General features: G+C 57.6%; 15 protein-coding genes. 9 read left to right on the top strand and 6 right to left on the bottom strand.

The genetic code is table 11. The annotated features are described in order from the left end of the window. The first annotated feature begins 16 nt into the window (after window positions 1-16). A complete protein-coding gene (gene paaK, locus SWE17_RS05315; protein WP_322992068.1) occupies window positions 17-1,315 on the top strand; it encodes a phenylacetate--CoA ligase PaaK in 1,299 nt (432 codons plus the stop codon). 66 nt (window positions 1,316-1,381) lie between these two features. On the opposite strand, the gene SWE17_RS05310 is transcribed toward paaK, so the two are convergent. Genes SWE17_RS05310 through SWE17_RS05295 form a run of 4 tightly spaced genes read right to left on the bottom strand, consistent with a single transcriptional unit; the run spans window position 1,382 to window position 5,550 of the window. Then, a complete protein-coding gene (locus SWE17_RS05310; RefSeq protein ID WP_322992067.1) occupies window positions 1,382-3,151 on the bottom strand; it encodes a peptidase M61 in 1,770 nt (589 codons plus the stop codon). A 12-nt stretch (window positions 3,152-3,163) separates the two neighbouring features. Continuing rightward, entirely contained in the window at window positions 3,164-3,622 is a 459-nt protein-coding gene (locus SWE17_RS05305; RefSeq protein WP_416234971.1) for a DUF3429 domain-containing protein, read from the bottom strand. Continuing rightward, a complete protein-coding gene (locus SWE17_RS05300) occupies window positions 3,619-4,335 on the bottom strand; it encodes a DsbC family protein (protein ID WP_322992065.1) in 717 nt (238 codons plus the stop codon). The genes SWE17_RS05305 and SWE17_RS05300 overlap by 4 nt, the downstream gene beginning before the upstream one ends. 36 nt (window positions 4,336-4,371) lie before the next feature. Next, window positions 4,372-5,550, bottom strand: a complete 1,179-nt coding sequence (locus tag SWE17_RS05295; RefSeq protein WP_322992064.1) for an FAD-dependent monooxygenase — start codon at window positions 5,548-5,550, stop codon at window positions 4,372-4,374. Window positions 5,551-5,697: 147 nt separating this feature from the next. On the opposite strand from SWE17_RS05295, the gene ychF reads away from it, so the two are divergent. The 4 genes from ychF (at window position 5,698) to SWE17_RS05275 (ending at window position 9,032) form a co-directional block, all read left to right on the top strand. Next, window positions 5,698-6,789, top strand: a complete 1,092-nt coding sequence (gene ychF / locus SWE17_RS05290) for a redox-regulated ATPase YchF (RefSeq protein ID WP_322992063.1) — start codon at window positions 5,698-5,700, stop codon at window positions 6,787-6,789. 241 nt (window positions 6,790-7,030) lie between these two features. Then, window positions 7,031-7,201 carry a hypothetical protein gene (locus tag SWE17_RS05285; protein ID WP_322992062.1) on the top strand — a complete coding sequence of 57 codons (171 nt, stop codon included), beginning with the start codon at window positions 7,031-7,033 and terminating at the stop codon, window positions 7,199-7,201. A gap of 15 nt (window positions 7,202-7,216) precedes the next feature. Beyond that, complete coding sequence (locus SWE17_RS05280) at window positions 7,217-8,005, top strand: class II aldolase/adducin family protein (protein ID WP_322992061.1); 789 nt, start codon at window positions 7,217-7,219, stop codon at window positions 8,003-8,005. A 28-nt stretch (window positions 8,006-8,033) separates the two neighbouring features. Next, window positions 8,034-9,032 carry a D-2-hydroxyacid dehydrogenase gene (locus SWE17_RS05275; RefSeq protein ID WP_322992060.1) on the top strand — a complete coding sequence of 333 codons (999 nt, stop codon included), beginning with the start codon at window positions 8,034-8,036 and terminating at the stop codon, window positions 9,030-9,032. 5 nt (window positions 9,033-9,037) lie between these two features. Here the strand turns inward: SWE17_RS05275 and SWE17_RS05270 are convergent, their stop codons facing one another. After that, window positions 9,038-9,511, bottom strand: coding sequence for a YqaA family protein (locus SWE17_RS05270; RefSeq protein WP_416234970.1), 474 nt, complete (start codon window positions 9,509-9,511; stop codon window positions 9,038-9,040). A 162-nt stretch (window positions 9,512-9,673) separates the two neighbouring features. Here SWE17_RS05270 and dusB point away from each other — a divergent pair, with 162 nt between their 5' ends. Genes dusB through SWE17_RS05250 form a run of 4 tightly spaced genes read left to right on the top strand, consistent with a single transcriptional unit; the run spans window position 9,674 to window position 13,825 of the window. Beyond that, window positions 9,674-10,708, top strand: a complete 1,035-nt coding sequence (dusB, locus tag SWE17_RS05265; protein WP_322992058.1) for a tRNA dihydrouridine synthase DusB — start codon at window positions 9,674-9,676, stop codon at window positions 10,706-10,708. Further along, a complete protein-coding gene (locus tag SWE17_RS05260; RefSeq protein ID WP_322992057.1) occupies window positions 10,705-10,944 on the top strand; it encodes a Fis family transcriptional regulator in 240 nt (79 codons plus the stop codon). The genes dusB and SWE17_RS05260 overlap by 4 nt, the downstream gene beginning before the upstream one ends. A gap of 20 nt (window positions 10,945-10,964) precedes the next feature. Further along, window positions 10,965-12,551: a bifunctional phosphoribosylaminoimidazolecarboxamide formyltransferase/IMP cyclohydrolase gene (purH, locus tag SWE17_RS05255; protein WP_322992056.1), complete on the top strand. Its 1,587-nt coding sequence runs from the start codon at window positions 10,965-10,967 to the stop codon at window positions 12,549-12,551. A gap of 23 nt (window positions 12,552-12,574) precedes the next feature. Then, window positions 12,575-13,825, top strand: coding sequence for a DEAD/DEAH box helicase (locus SWE17_RS05250; protein WP_322992055.1), 1,251 nt, complete (start codon window positions 12,575-12,577; stop codon window positions 13,823-13,825). A 48-nt stretch (window positions 13,826-13,873) separates the two neighbouring features. Here the strand turns inward: SWE17_RS05250 and SWE17_RS05245 are convergent, their stop codons facing one another. After that, window positions 13,874-14,209, bottom strand: coding sequence for a DUF6172 family protein (locus SWE17_RS05245; protein ID WP_322992054.1), 336 nt, complete (start codon window positions 14,207-14,209; stop codon window positions 13,874-13,876). Window positions 14,210-14,245: the final 36 nt, after the last annotated feature.

Raw genomic sequence — 14,245 nt, 5'->3', positions numbered from 1 at the left:
TCAAGTGGAGTTTTGAATGAGCCAAAAAGCCTTTCTCCTGGAGCCGATTGAAAAGGCCAGCATTGACGAGCTGCGCAGCCTGCAGCTCAAGCGCCTGCAACAGACTTTGCAGCACGCCTATGCCAATTCGCCCGTCTACCGCGCCAAGTTCGACGCAGCAGGCGTGCACCCGGACGATTGCAAGAGCCTGGCCGACATCGCCAAGTTCCCGTTCACCACCAAGTCGGACTTGCGCGACAGCTACCCCTTTGGCATGTTCGCTGTGCCCCGCGAAAACTGCGCGCGTATCCATGCGTCGAGCGGCACCACCGGCAAACCCACTGTGGTGGGCTACACCCTCAAAGACATTGACACTTGGTCCACCGTGGTGGCCCGCAGCATCCGCGCTGGCGGTGCCAAGCCCGGTGATATGGTGCATGTGAGCTACGGCTATGGCCTGTTCACCGGCGGCATGGGCGCGCACTATGGCGCAGAGAAACTCGGCCTCACGGTGGTGCCCTTTGGGGGTGGCCAGACCGAGCGCCAGGTGCAGCTGATCCAGGATTTCAAGTCCAACATCATCATGGTGACCCCCAGCTACATGTTGGCGATTGCCGATGAGTTCGAGCGCCAAGGCATCGATCCCAAGACCTCGTCGCTGCGTATCGGTATCTTTGGCGCAGAGCCCTGGACCAACGACATGCGCGCAGCGATCGAAAAACGCATGGCCATCGACGCGGTGGACATCTATGGTCTGTCCGAAGTGATGGGCCCGGGCGTGGCGAGCGAATGCATCGAAACCAAGGACGGCCCGACCATTTGGGAAGATCATTTTTACCCCGAGATCATCAACCCCGAAACGGGTGAACCCGTGGCCGACGGTGAGATGGGTGAGCTGGTCTTCACGAGCCTGACCAAAGAAGCGCTGCCCATCATTCGTTACCGCACGCGAGACCTGACGCGCCTGTTGCCAGGAACGGCCCGCACCATGCGCCGCATGGAAAAGATCACAGGGCGCAGCGACGACATGATGATCATCCGCGGCGTGAACGTGTTCCCCAGCCAGATCGAAGAGCTGATCCTGAAACGCGCTGAGCTGGCCCCGCACTACCAATGCGTCTTGACCCGGGAAGGTCCGATGGACGATCTGAAAGTGGTCATCGAGACCAAGCCTGGGATTTCACCTGAGAGCATTGAAGCACGCGCTGCAGCTAAGCAGCTTCAGCATGAAATCAAGGTCTACATTGGGTCAAGCGTCGCGATCGAGCTCAAGGCCGAAGGCGGTGTCGAGCGCAGCCAAGGCAAGGCCAAACGCGTGGTGGACTTGCGCAAGTAGTGAGGCTTGTCGTGAGCGGGGTGTTGTGTAGGAGTGGCGCCCCCGCCGCGATGGTTCCCCTGAAAGTCAGACCGCAGGCCAACTGGCTTGTCGATCTTGGGGTACTTGAAGTTGCCACAAGGTACTGGGTTGGGGCATCGTCATTGGCAGGCGCAGCAGTTGCCGGTCACGAGACACCAGGGCAGTGAACTGGCGCTCTTTGCCAAGTAAAGCAGGCAACTCATCCAATTTACCCAGGCGCCAACTGCCAGCTTGTGACTTGGCTCCGACGTCCAGTCCCAACCATTCGTCGCCAGCTGCCAGGCCAGCGGCCTCGGCTGCACTGCCGCGCATCACGGATTTGACATGCGTGATGCTGCCGGTTTCGCTCACGCGCAGGCCCAAGCGCTGCGCAATGGTCGACGTTTCTGCGCTCACGATGATGCCTTGACCCATGAGCAATTCACGCAGTGGCAGCTCTTGGGTACTGTGCACCCAAGCTTGAATTTCCTTTTGCCAAATGCGGCCCGTCAGGGCTTGTAATTCATCCAGCAGGTCTTGCTCGCGCATCGGTCCAGCTTTGCAGCGTTTCCACAAGCCGCGCATCACCACATCCAACGTGAGGCCTTCAGCCTTGAATTTACTTCGCAGCGTCAAGTCCAGACAGAGCGCCACCAGGGCTCCTTTGGTGTAATAACTCACCGTCGCATTGGGCGTGTTCTCGTCTTGGCGGTAGTACTTGACCCAAGCATCAAAACTCGATTGCGCCACGCTTTGCACAAGTCGGCCAGGCGTTTGTTGCACTTGAGCAATGGTTTTACCCAACAACTGGGTGTAAGTAGCGTCGTCAATCAGCCCAGCGCGGCGCAACAGGATGTCGTCGTAATAGCTGGTGAAGCCTTCAAAAAACCACAGCAGCTGCGTGTAGTTTTCCTGAGCGTAGTCGTATTGGGTGAACGCATCTGGGCGAAGCTGCTTCACATTCCAGGTGTGGAAGTATTCGTGGCTGATCAGGCCCAGCAGCGTGGTGTACCCCTCGTTGGTGTGGGGGCTGGTGTGGCGGGGCAGGTCGGCGCGGTTGCAGATCAGGGCGGTGCTGTTGCGGTGTTCCAACCCACCGTAGCCGTCGTGCACGGCATTGAGCATGAACAGGTAGTTTTTGTGCGGGGCTTTCTTACCCGCGTGAGCGCCTTGCCCGTGCCAAAAGCGGATTTCGGCTTCACAGATTTTTTGAGTGTCGGCCAGTAGGCGCTTGCCGTCAAAAGAGGGCAGGGCGCCGGCCACCACAAATCGGTGTGGAATCCCACATGCAGAAAAGCTGCCGCTCCAAAACGTGCCCAGCTCAACAGGGCAGTCCACCAGTTCGTCGTAATTTGCTGCTTGGTAAAGGCCAAAGCCATTTTTGTCGGTCTTGACGGGTGTGAGGCCTGTAGCAGCTTGCCACTTGGCTTGGGCATGGATGGGGTGCAACTGCAGTTGGTGAGGCTGCTTTTCTTGTCCATGTACGCGCAAGCACAGGCTGGTGCCATTGAAAAAACCACGCTGGCCATCCAGCCAAGCGGTCCGTACCGAATTGTCAAAGGCGTAGACCTGGTAGCTCATCACCAAGGGCACGCCTGGTTTGCAGATCATTTCCCAGGTGCATTTGTCTCGCTGCGCCAAGTTGAGCGCCCGGCGGCCTTGTTTGGCCTGCAGGTTTTGCAGGTTTTTGGAAAATTCGCGCACCAGGTAGCTGCCCGGAATCCATACAGGCAACGACACAGTTTGCGCTGCTGCCGGTTCGGGAATGGTCAGGGTGACTTGGAACAGGTGCGCGTGCAGGTCGGCGGCTTCAATGGCGTAGTGAATGGCAGTCATGTTTCTGGGGCGTTAAGTGGCACCTGCTGCCAAAAAGCAGCTCAGACTGGCCACTATGGTCAGTTGCAAACGCATGGGCAACCAGGGGGCCAGGCCTGCCGCTGGCCAAGTTCGGCGATCCATGACATAGCAGCCGATCAATACAAAGCCCAAGAGCGGCAATCCTGCGAAAGCCGGCATCATCACGCCCACCCAAGCCAACAATGAAGGGACTACGCCCCAAGTGAAATGGATGCGCGGCGCATTCGGGGTGATCAAGGCATTGCGAAAACCCACGCCCCAGTGGATACCGCCTAAAAATGACACGATCACCGCGCCGTAGCCCTGCATTGACAGCGCGACATAGGGGTGCAGGTCTGGACCCACCAGCCACAGGCAAAGTGCAAAAAAAACAAAAGGGATCAACCCTGCATAGCCCAGGCTACGGATCAGGTGCCAAGTGGGGTCTTCTGGGAGGGGGGTGTTCATCATTTGATTTCAGCCAGCATTTTTTCGACTTGTGCCATGGGCACTGCACCTGGCACTCGGGTGCCATCTGCGAACAAGATCATGGGCGTGCCGGTGATGCGCATCTTTTGGCCAAAAGTTACGATGGTGTCTACAGACGATGCATCGCAGTTGGCTGTGGCCGGGGTGGTGCCATTGATCATCCAGTCGTTCCAGGTTTTGGCCTTGTCTTTGGCGCACCAAATGTTTTTGGATTTCGTTTTCGAATCTTCGCCCAAGATGGGATAGAGGAAGTGGTAAATCGTCACGTTGTCGAGCTTTTGCAGGTCTTTTTCAAAGCGCTTGCAATAGCCACAGTTCGGGTCGGCAAAGACGGCCAGCTTGCGTTTGCCGTTGCCGCGGACTTGGGTGAAGGCAGTTTTTAAAGGCAACTGGTCGAACGGAATAGAAGACAGCTTTTCCATGCGCTCTTCGGTCAGGTTGCGCTTTTGTTTGACATCAATCAGCGCACCTTGGATCAGGAAGTTGCCATCGGCGTCGCTGTACATCACTTCATTGCCCATGCGGATCTCAAACAAACCGTTCATGGGGGTCTTGCTGACCTCGTCAATCTTGGGCAGGTTGGGCAAGCGCTCGCTCAGGTTTTTGCGAATGGTGGCCTCTTGCGCCATCGCTGCGCTACAAGAGAAGGCGGTGGTGATGACCAACAAGGCCAGTTTCGAGAGGGTGATCTTCATGGAGCGTTTTTTCTGGTTGAAAGGTGTACGGCTTTGTCAGTTATGGGCTTTTGAAATGGAAGCATCGCTGCTTTGACCCATAGCGCGTTGAGTCATCCATTGTTTCAATGGGCCGCTGCGGTCAAATCCCCGCATGCCCCAGTTGCGCAGGTTTTGCCAGACCGGTCCAGGCTGGGCAAAAAGGCGCTGCAGGCCATCTGTGACCAAGCCCATGGCTTGCACATCGGCTTGACGAGCGCGTTCGTAGCGGCGCAGAAGTTTCAGGTCATGCAATGGCCGCCAAAATTCCTTGGTGCGAATCACTTCCACAAGTTTGGCCACATCGGCCAAGCCCACGTTCAACCCTTGTCCTGCTAAAGGGTGCAAGGCATGCGCAGCATCACCCGCCAATGCAAATGATTGTTGAGCAGTGCCCGGCATGTGTCCAATCCAGCGCTCCGCACGCGCAAGTTGTAAGGGCCAGCTGGCACGTTCTGCAGACAGCTGCATTCCGCCTAATGCGTGAGCGCAGCTATGCATCAGTTCGCGTTCAAACTCTTGGGTGCCTAGCGCCATCAGTTGATTTGCCCGCAGCGGGTGTACCGACCAGACCAGTGCGACTTCGCGCCCACCCTCACCCCCCAAAGGAAGCAAAGCCAGAACTTCAGCTTGCGGTTGCGAAAGACCGGGTGCTTGGCTCCAGCCAAACCACTGACGTGCTATGCCTTCGTGGGGGTGTTCGCATACCAAGCGTGTCGCCACAGCATGTTGGTCGTAATGGCTTATGTCAAAGCACACGCCCAAATCCCCTCGGGTTTGGCTGGCACGTCCTTCGCACACCACCGTGAGCGGTGCGGGCACCGGCGCTTGCATTATCTGAATCTGAGGCTGAAACTGCACGGCTTGCTCCAGCATCGTCTCCAGCACCGGCACGTCTACCATCCAATTGAGTTCGCTGACGCCCTGCTCGTGAGCGGCGAAGTTCAGCCGCCCGCCTTGGTCGCCAGAAATTTGCATTTGGTGCACCGGGGTGACCGCCTTGTGGTCGGGCCAGCAACGCAGGTCTTGCAAAAGGGTCTTTGTCGCCCCATTGAGTGAATATGCGCGCACATCGGTCCCCGACATGGCAGGGGAAGCCACCAAGCCCACATTGAGCCGCTCTCTGGCCAACAAAAGGGCCAAAGTTCGACCCACGATGCCTGAGCCACGGATGCAAATATCAAGGTAAAAAGCCATCCCTGCATTGTAGGCGGCCCCTGAATGACAGTGCGATTTCATGTTCATGGCAGTGACCATCGGTGACGCCATGGAGGGCATGCGCTTTCGGTCTCAGACCACCCGTTAAAATCTCGCCCTGTCACCCGAATCACCGAAAGTTCCCCCATGAGCCTCAAATGCGGCATCGTAGGTTTGCCCAATGTGGGCAAATCCACCCTTTTCAACGCCTTGACCAAAGCCGGTATTGCGGCTGAAAACTACCCTTTTTGCACCATCGAGCCCAACACAGGTGTCGTTGAAGTGCCCGATCCGCGTTTGCAGCAGTTGGCTGAGATCATCACGCCCGAGCGCATCGTGCCGGCCATCGTCGAGTTTGTGGACATTGCCGGTCTGGTCGCTGGTGCGAGCACAGGTGAAGGCTTGGGCAATAAGTTTTTGGCCCACATCCGTGAGACCGACGCCATCGTCAACGTGGTGCGTTGCTTTGAAGACGACAACGTCATTCACGTCGCCAACAAGGTGGACCCGATTGCCGACATCGAGGTCATCCAGACCGAGCTGTGCCTGGCTGACCTGGCTGCTGCAGAAAAGGCCATGCACCGCGTGAGCAAAATCGCCCGCTCGGGAGACAAAGAAGCCGTCAAGCAAATGGCGATTCTGGAAAAATGCCTGGCCGCACTGAACGACACCCAGCCGGTGCGTACCATCGACTTCAGCAAAGAAGAACGCGCTGAGCTCAAGCAGTTCTTCTTCATCACCGCCAAGCCCGCCATGTTCGTGGCCAACGTGTCGGAAGACGGTTTCGAGAACAACCCGTTCCTCGATCGCTTGAAGGCCTTTGCCGCCAAGCAAAACGCGCCTGTGGTCGCCATCTGCGCCAAGATCGAAGCCGAGTTGTCTGAAATGGACGACGCTGACCGCCTGGAGTTCTTGAAGGAGCTGGGCCAGGAAGAGCCGGGCCTCAACCGCCTGATCCGTTCAGCTTACGGCTTGTTGGGTCTGCAAACTTACTTCACCGCTGGCGTGAAAGAAGTGCGTGCATGGACCATCCATGTGGGCGACACCGGCCCGCAAGCGGCTGGCGTGATCCACACCGACTTTGAAAAGGGCTACATCCGCGCCCAGACCATCGCGTTTGACGACTTCATCGCCTTCAAGGGTGAGCAAGGGGCCAAAGACGCGGGCAAGATGCGCGCCGAAGGCAAGGAATACGTCGTGAAAGACGGCGATGTGATGAACTTCTTGTTCAGTTCCTGAGCCAGCTGAGGCTTCAACAAAAAACCGCTCTTCGGAGCGGTTTTTTCATGAATGGCTCATGCGCCTGGTTTCACAGCCCAACTGCTCAATTAAATGTAGAGGCTGTCAGCTTCAAAAACTGTAAGCTACTGCTCGCCGGTTTGGCGGGGAGTCAAAAGTCTGCCTGACAGACTATGCGATTGAATTTTGGTGTGGTTTGTTTATGAAAGTGGATAGACTTCCTGTCGTTACAAAAAAGTTAATGAATCCATCTCAACGGCTATGGCGCAACCCTCTGTTAAAAGCCGCCTTGGCCCGTGAAGGCACCGACGTGGCCTTGTCCACATCGCCGGAGAACTTCGGGACCTTTTTGAACGAAGACGCCAAATTTTGGGTGAACCTGGTCAAGAGCGCAGGTGTCAAACTGGATTGAACAACAGGAGCTCCCATGCTTGAAAATGGCTATTTGAAAATTGAATCGATGCAGGCCAGATGCACCCCCGCAGAGTGGCAGGCACGCGTGGATTTGGCGGCGTGTTATCGCTTGGTGGCTATTTATGGCATGTCGGACATGATGGCCAACCACATCTCGTCACGCGTGCCTGGCGAAGACGGCGCTTTTCTCATCAACGCCTACGGCATGATGTACGAAGAGATCACGGCTTCCAGCCTGATCAAGATCGACCACGATGGGAACATCCTGTCCAAGCCCGATTTTGGTGACTTGAACTACGGCATCAACAAGGCTGGCTATGTCATCCACAGCGCTGTGCATGCTGCCCGCCCTGAGGTCGATTGCGTCATCCATACCCACAGCTGGGCTTCAATGGCCGTGTCTTCGCTCGAATGTGGCCTGCTGCCCGTTACGCAAACGGCCATGCGCTTTTTGAAAATCGGCTACCACGACTACCAAGGGGTGGTGCTTGATCTGACCGAACAAGCTTCGCTGGTTCAAGACTTGGGTAAGGGCGAAGCGCTTATTTTGCGCAACCACGGGGCCTTGACCGTGGGCCGCAGCGTTGGCGAGGCCTTCAATTGGATGCACCGGTTGGAGTTGGCATGCCGCTCCCAACTCGCAGCCATGGCTTGCAACACTCCTTTCGTCAAAGTGGCCCCGGATGTATTGGAAGAAACCTGGAACAACTACCAGCCCAGTACCCGCAGGCCCTACGGCCTGATGGAGTGGCCAGCATTGCTGCGTAAGCTCGATCGCATGGACCCCAGTTACAAAAATTGAGCTTTGTTTGCTGACTCAACCAAAGGCCATGACCCAGACCCTGCGCATTCTCATGTCTCAACAGTCTATTGACCGTTTTGGGGCTTCCGTTAAAGCGGTGATGGGCCAAAATGCCTATGAGTTGCTGGCGCTTGAAGATGCGGTGCTCGCGCACCGCACCGATGCCGACGTGGCCTTCATTTCCAGGGAGGTGACGGGTGCCTCCACCAAGCACGAAATTCACCCGGCCTTGCAAAAGGTTTATGAGTTGCTGCGCCAGTCATCTCATTTGCAATGGGTGCACATCCATTCGGCGGGCGCAGATCGCCAGATTTACCTGGACCTCCAGGCCAGGGGCGTCAAAGTGCTCACTTCGTCGGGTGCCAATGCCCAAGTGGTGGCCAGTGTGGCTTTGGCAGGCATCTTGGCGCTGGCTCGCCGTTTTCCCTTGTTGTGGGCGGAGCAACAGGCCAAGCATTGGCGACCGATGTTGGGCGAACGTATGCCTCGGGATTTGCCCGGCCAGACAGCCACCATCGTAGGTTGGGGACCCATAGGTCAAAAGCTCGGCCATTTACTCCAGGCGTTGGGGCTTCATGTTGTGGCGGTGCGGCAGCAATTGGCAGCCAAAACGCATCAGGATGAACAGGCGGTGGAGATGGTTACGTTTGACCACTGGCAGCAGGTTTTGCCTCAAACCGACTGGCTGGTTTTGGCCTGTCCTTTGACGGAACGAACTCGGCAATTGGTCAATGCCCATGCGCTGTCTTTGTTGCCCCAAGGTGCCCACCTGATCAATGTGGCTCGGGGTGAAGTGGTCGATGAACCTGCATTGATCAACGCTTTGCAAAGTGGGCACTTGGGTGGTGCGTTTTTGGACGTGTTTGCCCACGAACCATTGCCAGTGTCTTCAGCTTTGTGGACATTGCCTCATGTGATGGTGACACCCCATGCTGCAGGCCATTCTGACGGCAATGAGCAAAGGGTTGGCCAGATGTTCTTGGACAACCTGCGCGATTGGATCGACGCAAATTCCTTGACGCATTGAGCGGCTCAAGTCCAGGCCCATTGCGCAGGAAAAATCCACAGCAATGCGGCGGTCATGATCAAGTAGCGAAAGAATTTACCAATGGCCATGTACAAGGTGCAAGGCCAAAACGGCATTTTGAGCCAACCAGAGAGCGCACAAATCGGATCGCCCACCACGGGAAGCCAAGACAACAGGCAAGCCTTGGGCCCCAACTTCTCAAGCCATTTCAGGGCTTGCTTGTCTGATGTGGAAGGTCTCAGTCGGTCTACAGCCTTGTGAGTTCCCCAGCCCATCCACCAGCTGAACATGCCGCCCAAGGTGTTGCCCGACGTGGCCACCAAAATGGCAGGCCAGAACAACTCGGGGTTGAGTTTGACCAAGCCAAACAGCACCGGTTCTGAACCCATGGGCAGCAATGTCGCTGAAATGAAAGCCACGACAAACACAGTGCTTAAGCCATGTTGAGGCAGCGCCAACCATTGCAGCAAATGTTCCATCCAAATGTCCATCAATGCAGTTTAGCGCTTGTCAAGTGGCCTCGCCTCACCAGCGACTTGCACTGAATTTCTTAGCACATTCCCATGTCAGGTGCTGAAATATTAAGCAACTACAATCTCGCTTCCTCATCGGCTCCCCCAAAAAATACCCACCTCCCAGTCATGCAGATTGGCCCTTACCTATTGCCGAACAACTTGTTTGTCGCCCCCATGGCGGGGGTGACGGATAGGCCATTTCGCCAGCTTTGCAGGCAGTTCGGGGCGGGCTATGCGGTCAGCGAAATGGTGACCTCTCGGCCTGATTTGTGGCGCTCGCTCAAAACCTCGCGCCGCGCCAACCACGACGGCGAGCCTGGCCCGATTGCGGTGCAAATTGCGGGCACTGAGGCGCAGATGATGGCCGACGCTGCCCGCTACAACATCGACCGGGGCGCTCAAATCATCGACATCAACATGGGCTGCCCAGCCAAAAAAGTCTGCAACAAATGGGCGGGATCGGCCCTGATGCAAGATGAACCCCTGGCGTTGGACATCATCAGTGCGGTGGTCGAAGCAGCCTTACCCCATGGTGTGCCTGTGACATTGAAAATGCGCACCGGTTGGTGCGAGGCTGAAAAAAACGCGCTGAGCCTGGCCCGCGCTGCTGAAAGCGCCGGGGTGCAAATGGTCACCGTGCACGGCCGCACCCGCGAGCAAGGCTACAAAGGCTGGGCCGAATACGAGACCGTGGCCGCCGTCAAGGCCGCTTTGCGTATTCCTGTGGTGGCCAATGGCGATATCGATTCACCCGAAAAAGCCCGAGAAGTTCTCAAGTTCACTGGCGCTGATGCGGTCATGATTGGCCGCGCTGCACAAGGCAGTCCTTGGATTTTTCGAGAAATTGGTCACTTTTTGGCCACGGGTGAACACCTCGCGCCGCCCTTGGTCGCCGAAGTGCGCCGCGCCCTCCTGGAGCACCTGCAGGACCACTATGGCCTGTATGGCGAATACACCGGGGTGCGTTCGGCGCGCAAGCACATCGGTTGGTATGTGCGCACACTGCCGGGTGGCGATGCTTTCCGCGAACACATGAACACCCTGGAGACCGCAGCCCAACAATTGGCCGCCGTGGCCGCTTATCTGGACGGTTTGGCCGATCAGATGGAGCGCTTGCCCCAACGGCTTGAGGCTTGCCCTGATTTAGAGACCATGCCATGAGTGAACCCCAATCCATCGAGAACTGCATCCGGGACAACCTGGACATTTACTTTCGCGACCTGGACGGCACCGAGCCCACAGGTCTCTATGACATGCTGGTCAAATTGGTCGAAAAGCCGCTCCTCGATGTGGTGATGACCCAATCGGGCCAAAACCAGTCGCGAGCTGCCGAATGGTTGGGCCTGAACCGCAACACCTTGCGCAAGAAGTTGCTTGAACACGATTTGCTGAAATGAATTTTGAAGAAAGTATTTCCATGAGAGCCCTCATCTCCGTCTCTGACAAAACCGGCATCGTCGACTTGGCCAAAGAACTGCACGCCTTGGGCGTGGGCCTGATCTCCACCGGCGGCACCGCCAAACTGCTGGCCGATCAAGGCTTGCCCGTGACTGAAGTGGCCGAAGTCACAGGCTTCCCTGAAATGCTCGATGGCCGTGTTAAAACCTTGCACCCCAAAGTACACGGCGGCCTGCTGGCGCGCCGCGACACGCCCGAGCACATGGCTGCTTTGCAGGCGCATGGCATAGCCACCATCGACTTGCTCATCGTCAACCTCTACCCCTTTGAAGCCACCGTGGCCAAGCCCGGTTGCACACTGGCCGACGCCATCGAGAACATCGACATCGGTGGCCCCGCCATGGTGCGCAGCGCGGCCAAAAACTGGAAAGACGTGGGCATCGTCACCGACGCCAGCCAATACGCCGACGTAATTGCTGAACTGAAAGCCAACGGCAAACTGAGCGATAAATTGCGATTTGCGTTGTCCGTGGCCGCGTTCAACCGCATCAGCCAATACGACGGCGCGATCAGCAACTACTTGTCGAGCGTGAACTTTGAAGCTGAAAAACTCAGCGAAGAATATGTGCCCGAGCGCGCCCAGTTCTCTGGCCAATTCAACGAGCAGTATGTGAAGGTGCAAGACCTGCGCTACGGTGAAAATAGCCACCAGCAAGCCGCTTGGTACCGCGACCTCGCGCCCGCTGCAGGTTCGCTGGCCACCGGCGTGCAACTCCAAGGCAAAGAACTCAGCTACAACAACATTGCCGACGCCGACGCTGCGTGGGAATGCGTCAAGAGCTTCGATGGCTCAGCCTGCGTCATCGTCAAACACGCCAACCCCTGCGGCGTGGCCCTGGGCGCGAGTGCACTCGAGGCCTACAGCAAAGCCTTCCAGACCGACCCCACCAGCGCGTTTGGCGGCATCATCGCCTTCAACCGCCCTGTGGACAAAGCCGCTGCCGAGGCCGTGAGCAAGCAGTTTGTCGAAGTGCTGATGGCTCCTGACTTCAGCGCCGAAGCGCTGGAAGTGTTCAAGAGCAAAGTGAATGTGCGCTTGATGAAAATCGCGCTGCCAACCAGCTACGGTGACGTGCGCAACGCGCTCGAAACCAAGCGCGTGGGCTCAGGTCTGTTGTTGCAAAGCGCGGACAACCACGAGTTGGCGCTGACCGACATGAAGATCGTCACCGTCAAACAACCCACCCCGGAAGAATTGCACGATTTGTTGTTCGCTTGGAAAGTGGCCAAGTTCGTCAAATCCAACGCCATTGTGTTCTGCAAAAACGGCATGACCATGGGCGTGGGTGCAGGCCAAATGAGCCGCCTCGATTCCGCCCGCATCGCCAGCATCAAGGCCGAAGCCGCCAAGCTAAGCTTGCAAAACACCGTGGTGGCCAGCGATGCCTTCTTCCCGTTCCGCGATGGCCTCGATGTGGTGGTGGATGCAGGCGCGACCTGCGTGGCCCAGCCTGGGGGCTCCATGCGCGACCAAGAAGTCATCGACGCCGCCAACGAGCACGGCGTGGCGATGGTGTTCACGGGTGTGCGGCACTTCCGCCATTGATTCGCGCCTCTGATCGGATTATTTTGAACTTTGACCAACTCGGCTTGACCCCCGCGCTCTTGCGTGCTGTGGGTGACATGGGCTTGTACGCCCCCACCCCCATCCAAGCCGAGGCGATTCCAGCCGCCTTGAAGTCGACCGATGTATGGGCTACCGCGCCCACCGGTTCGGGCAAGACGCTGGCCTTTGCGCTGCCGCTCTTGCAGCACCTGCTGGCTGCGCCGCGCCAAACCAACTTCCGCCGTCCCGTGCGCACATTGGTGTTGGTGCCCACGCGCGAGCTGGCGGTGCAAGTGGGCGATGTGCTGGCCAACCTGGCCTACAAGCTGCCGCAGTCGCTCAAAGTGAACACGGTCTTTGGTGGCGTGTCGGTCAATCCACAAATGATGGCGCTGCGCGGTGGGGCCGACATCGTGGTGGCCACACCCGGCCGCTTGCTCGACTTGATCGACCAAAACGCTGTGCGCCTGGCCGATGTGCAGCACCTGGTGCTGGACGAAGCCGACCGCTTACTGGATTTGGGCTTTGCCGATGAGTTGCAACGCGTGTTGGCGCTACTCCCTGCAAAGCGCCAGACGCTGTTGTTTTCAGCCACGTTTGCGCCCGAGGTGGAAGCGCTGGCGGTCAAGTTGCTGCGCGATCCCGCGCGCATCACGGTGGAGGCCTTTGAAGGCCACAAACCCGACATCACCCAACGCGCCATCGCCGTCGACGAGAAAAGCCGTACCGCTTTGCTGCGCCACTTGATCATCGAAAACGGCTGGAAGCAGGTGCTGGTCTTTGTGGCCACGCGCTACGCCTGCGAGCATGTGGCAAACAAGCTCTACAAAGCGGGGGTGTTTGCCACGCCTTTCCATGGCGAGATGAGCCAAGGCGCTCGTCAAGAAGTGCTCAGCGAATTCAAAGCCGGACGCTGGGACGTGGTGGTCACCACCGATTTGGCCTCACGCGGCATCGACATCGCGATGCTGCCCGTGGTGGTCAACTACGACCTGCCGCGCTCAGCCACCGACTACACCCACCGCATTGGCCGCACGGGACGGGCCGGAGCGCATGGCGACGCTGTGAGCTTTGTGACTGCCGCTGTGCTGGCGCACTGGAAGCTGATCCAGAAACGCGAAAGCCTGGAACTCGCTTTGGAGCAAGTGCCAGGCTTTGAGCAAACCGAAACCCCGCCACCGCCATCACCCGGCAATGGGGGCATCAAAGGTTTCCGCTTGAGCAAGAAAGACAAGTTGCGTGCAGCTGCAGCGGCAGCTGATTTGGCAAAGTAAGCGCAACTTCAGCACGACTGATCGGGCAAAAGCCCGCTCAGGTCAGGATCAGCCTTGGTGGAGATCGTCGAAGTGGTCTTCGACACCCTCTTGGTTTTGCGCCTTGAGCACACGCACACCGTGCTTGCTCAAAATCTCCACATACACCGAGGCAGCGCCTGATTTGGCTGCGACGTCTACCGCTTCGATCACGCCGCTCACCCGCACCACTTCGGCGGTGTCAGTAGTCAGGCCCACTTTGCAGTCAAAGTCCCAAAAGTCCACACCCTTGGGCACGTCGCGATTGCGTTCGCGCTTGAAGTACTTGCGGATCTCGTGCTTGACGGCTTCCAGCACGCGGTCGGGGTGCTTGCCTTCGGCTTGCAGGGGGAAATTCTTTTTCATGAGGGGGGTCCAAAGGAATAGGCAAGCGCCCGGTCC

Source organism: Limnohabitans sp. (assembly GCF_034680285.1).
In the GTDB taxonomy this organism is placed as follows: domain Bacteria; phylum Pseudomonadota; class Gammaproteobacteria; order Burkholderiales; family Burkholderiaceae_C; genus Limnohabitans_A.
This window is presented reverse-complemented; position numbering and strand designations above follow the sequence as displayed.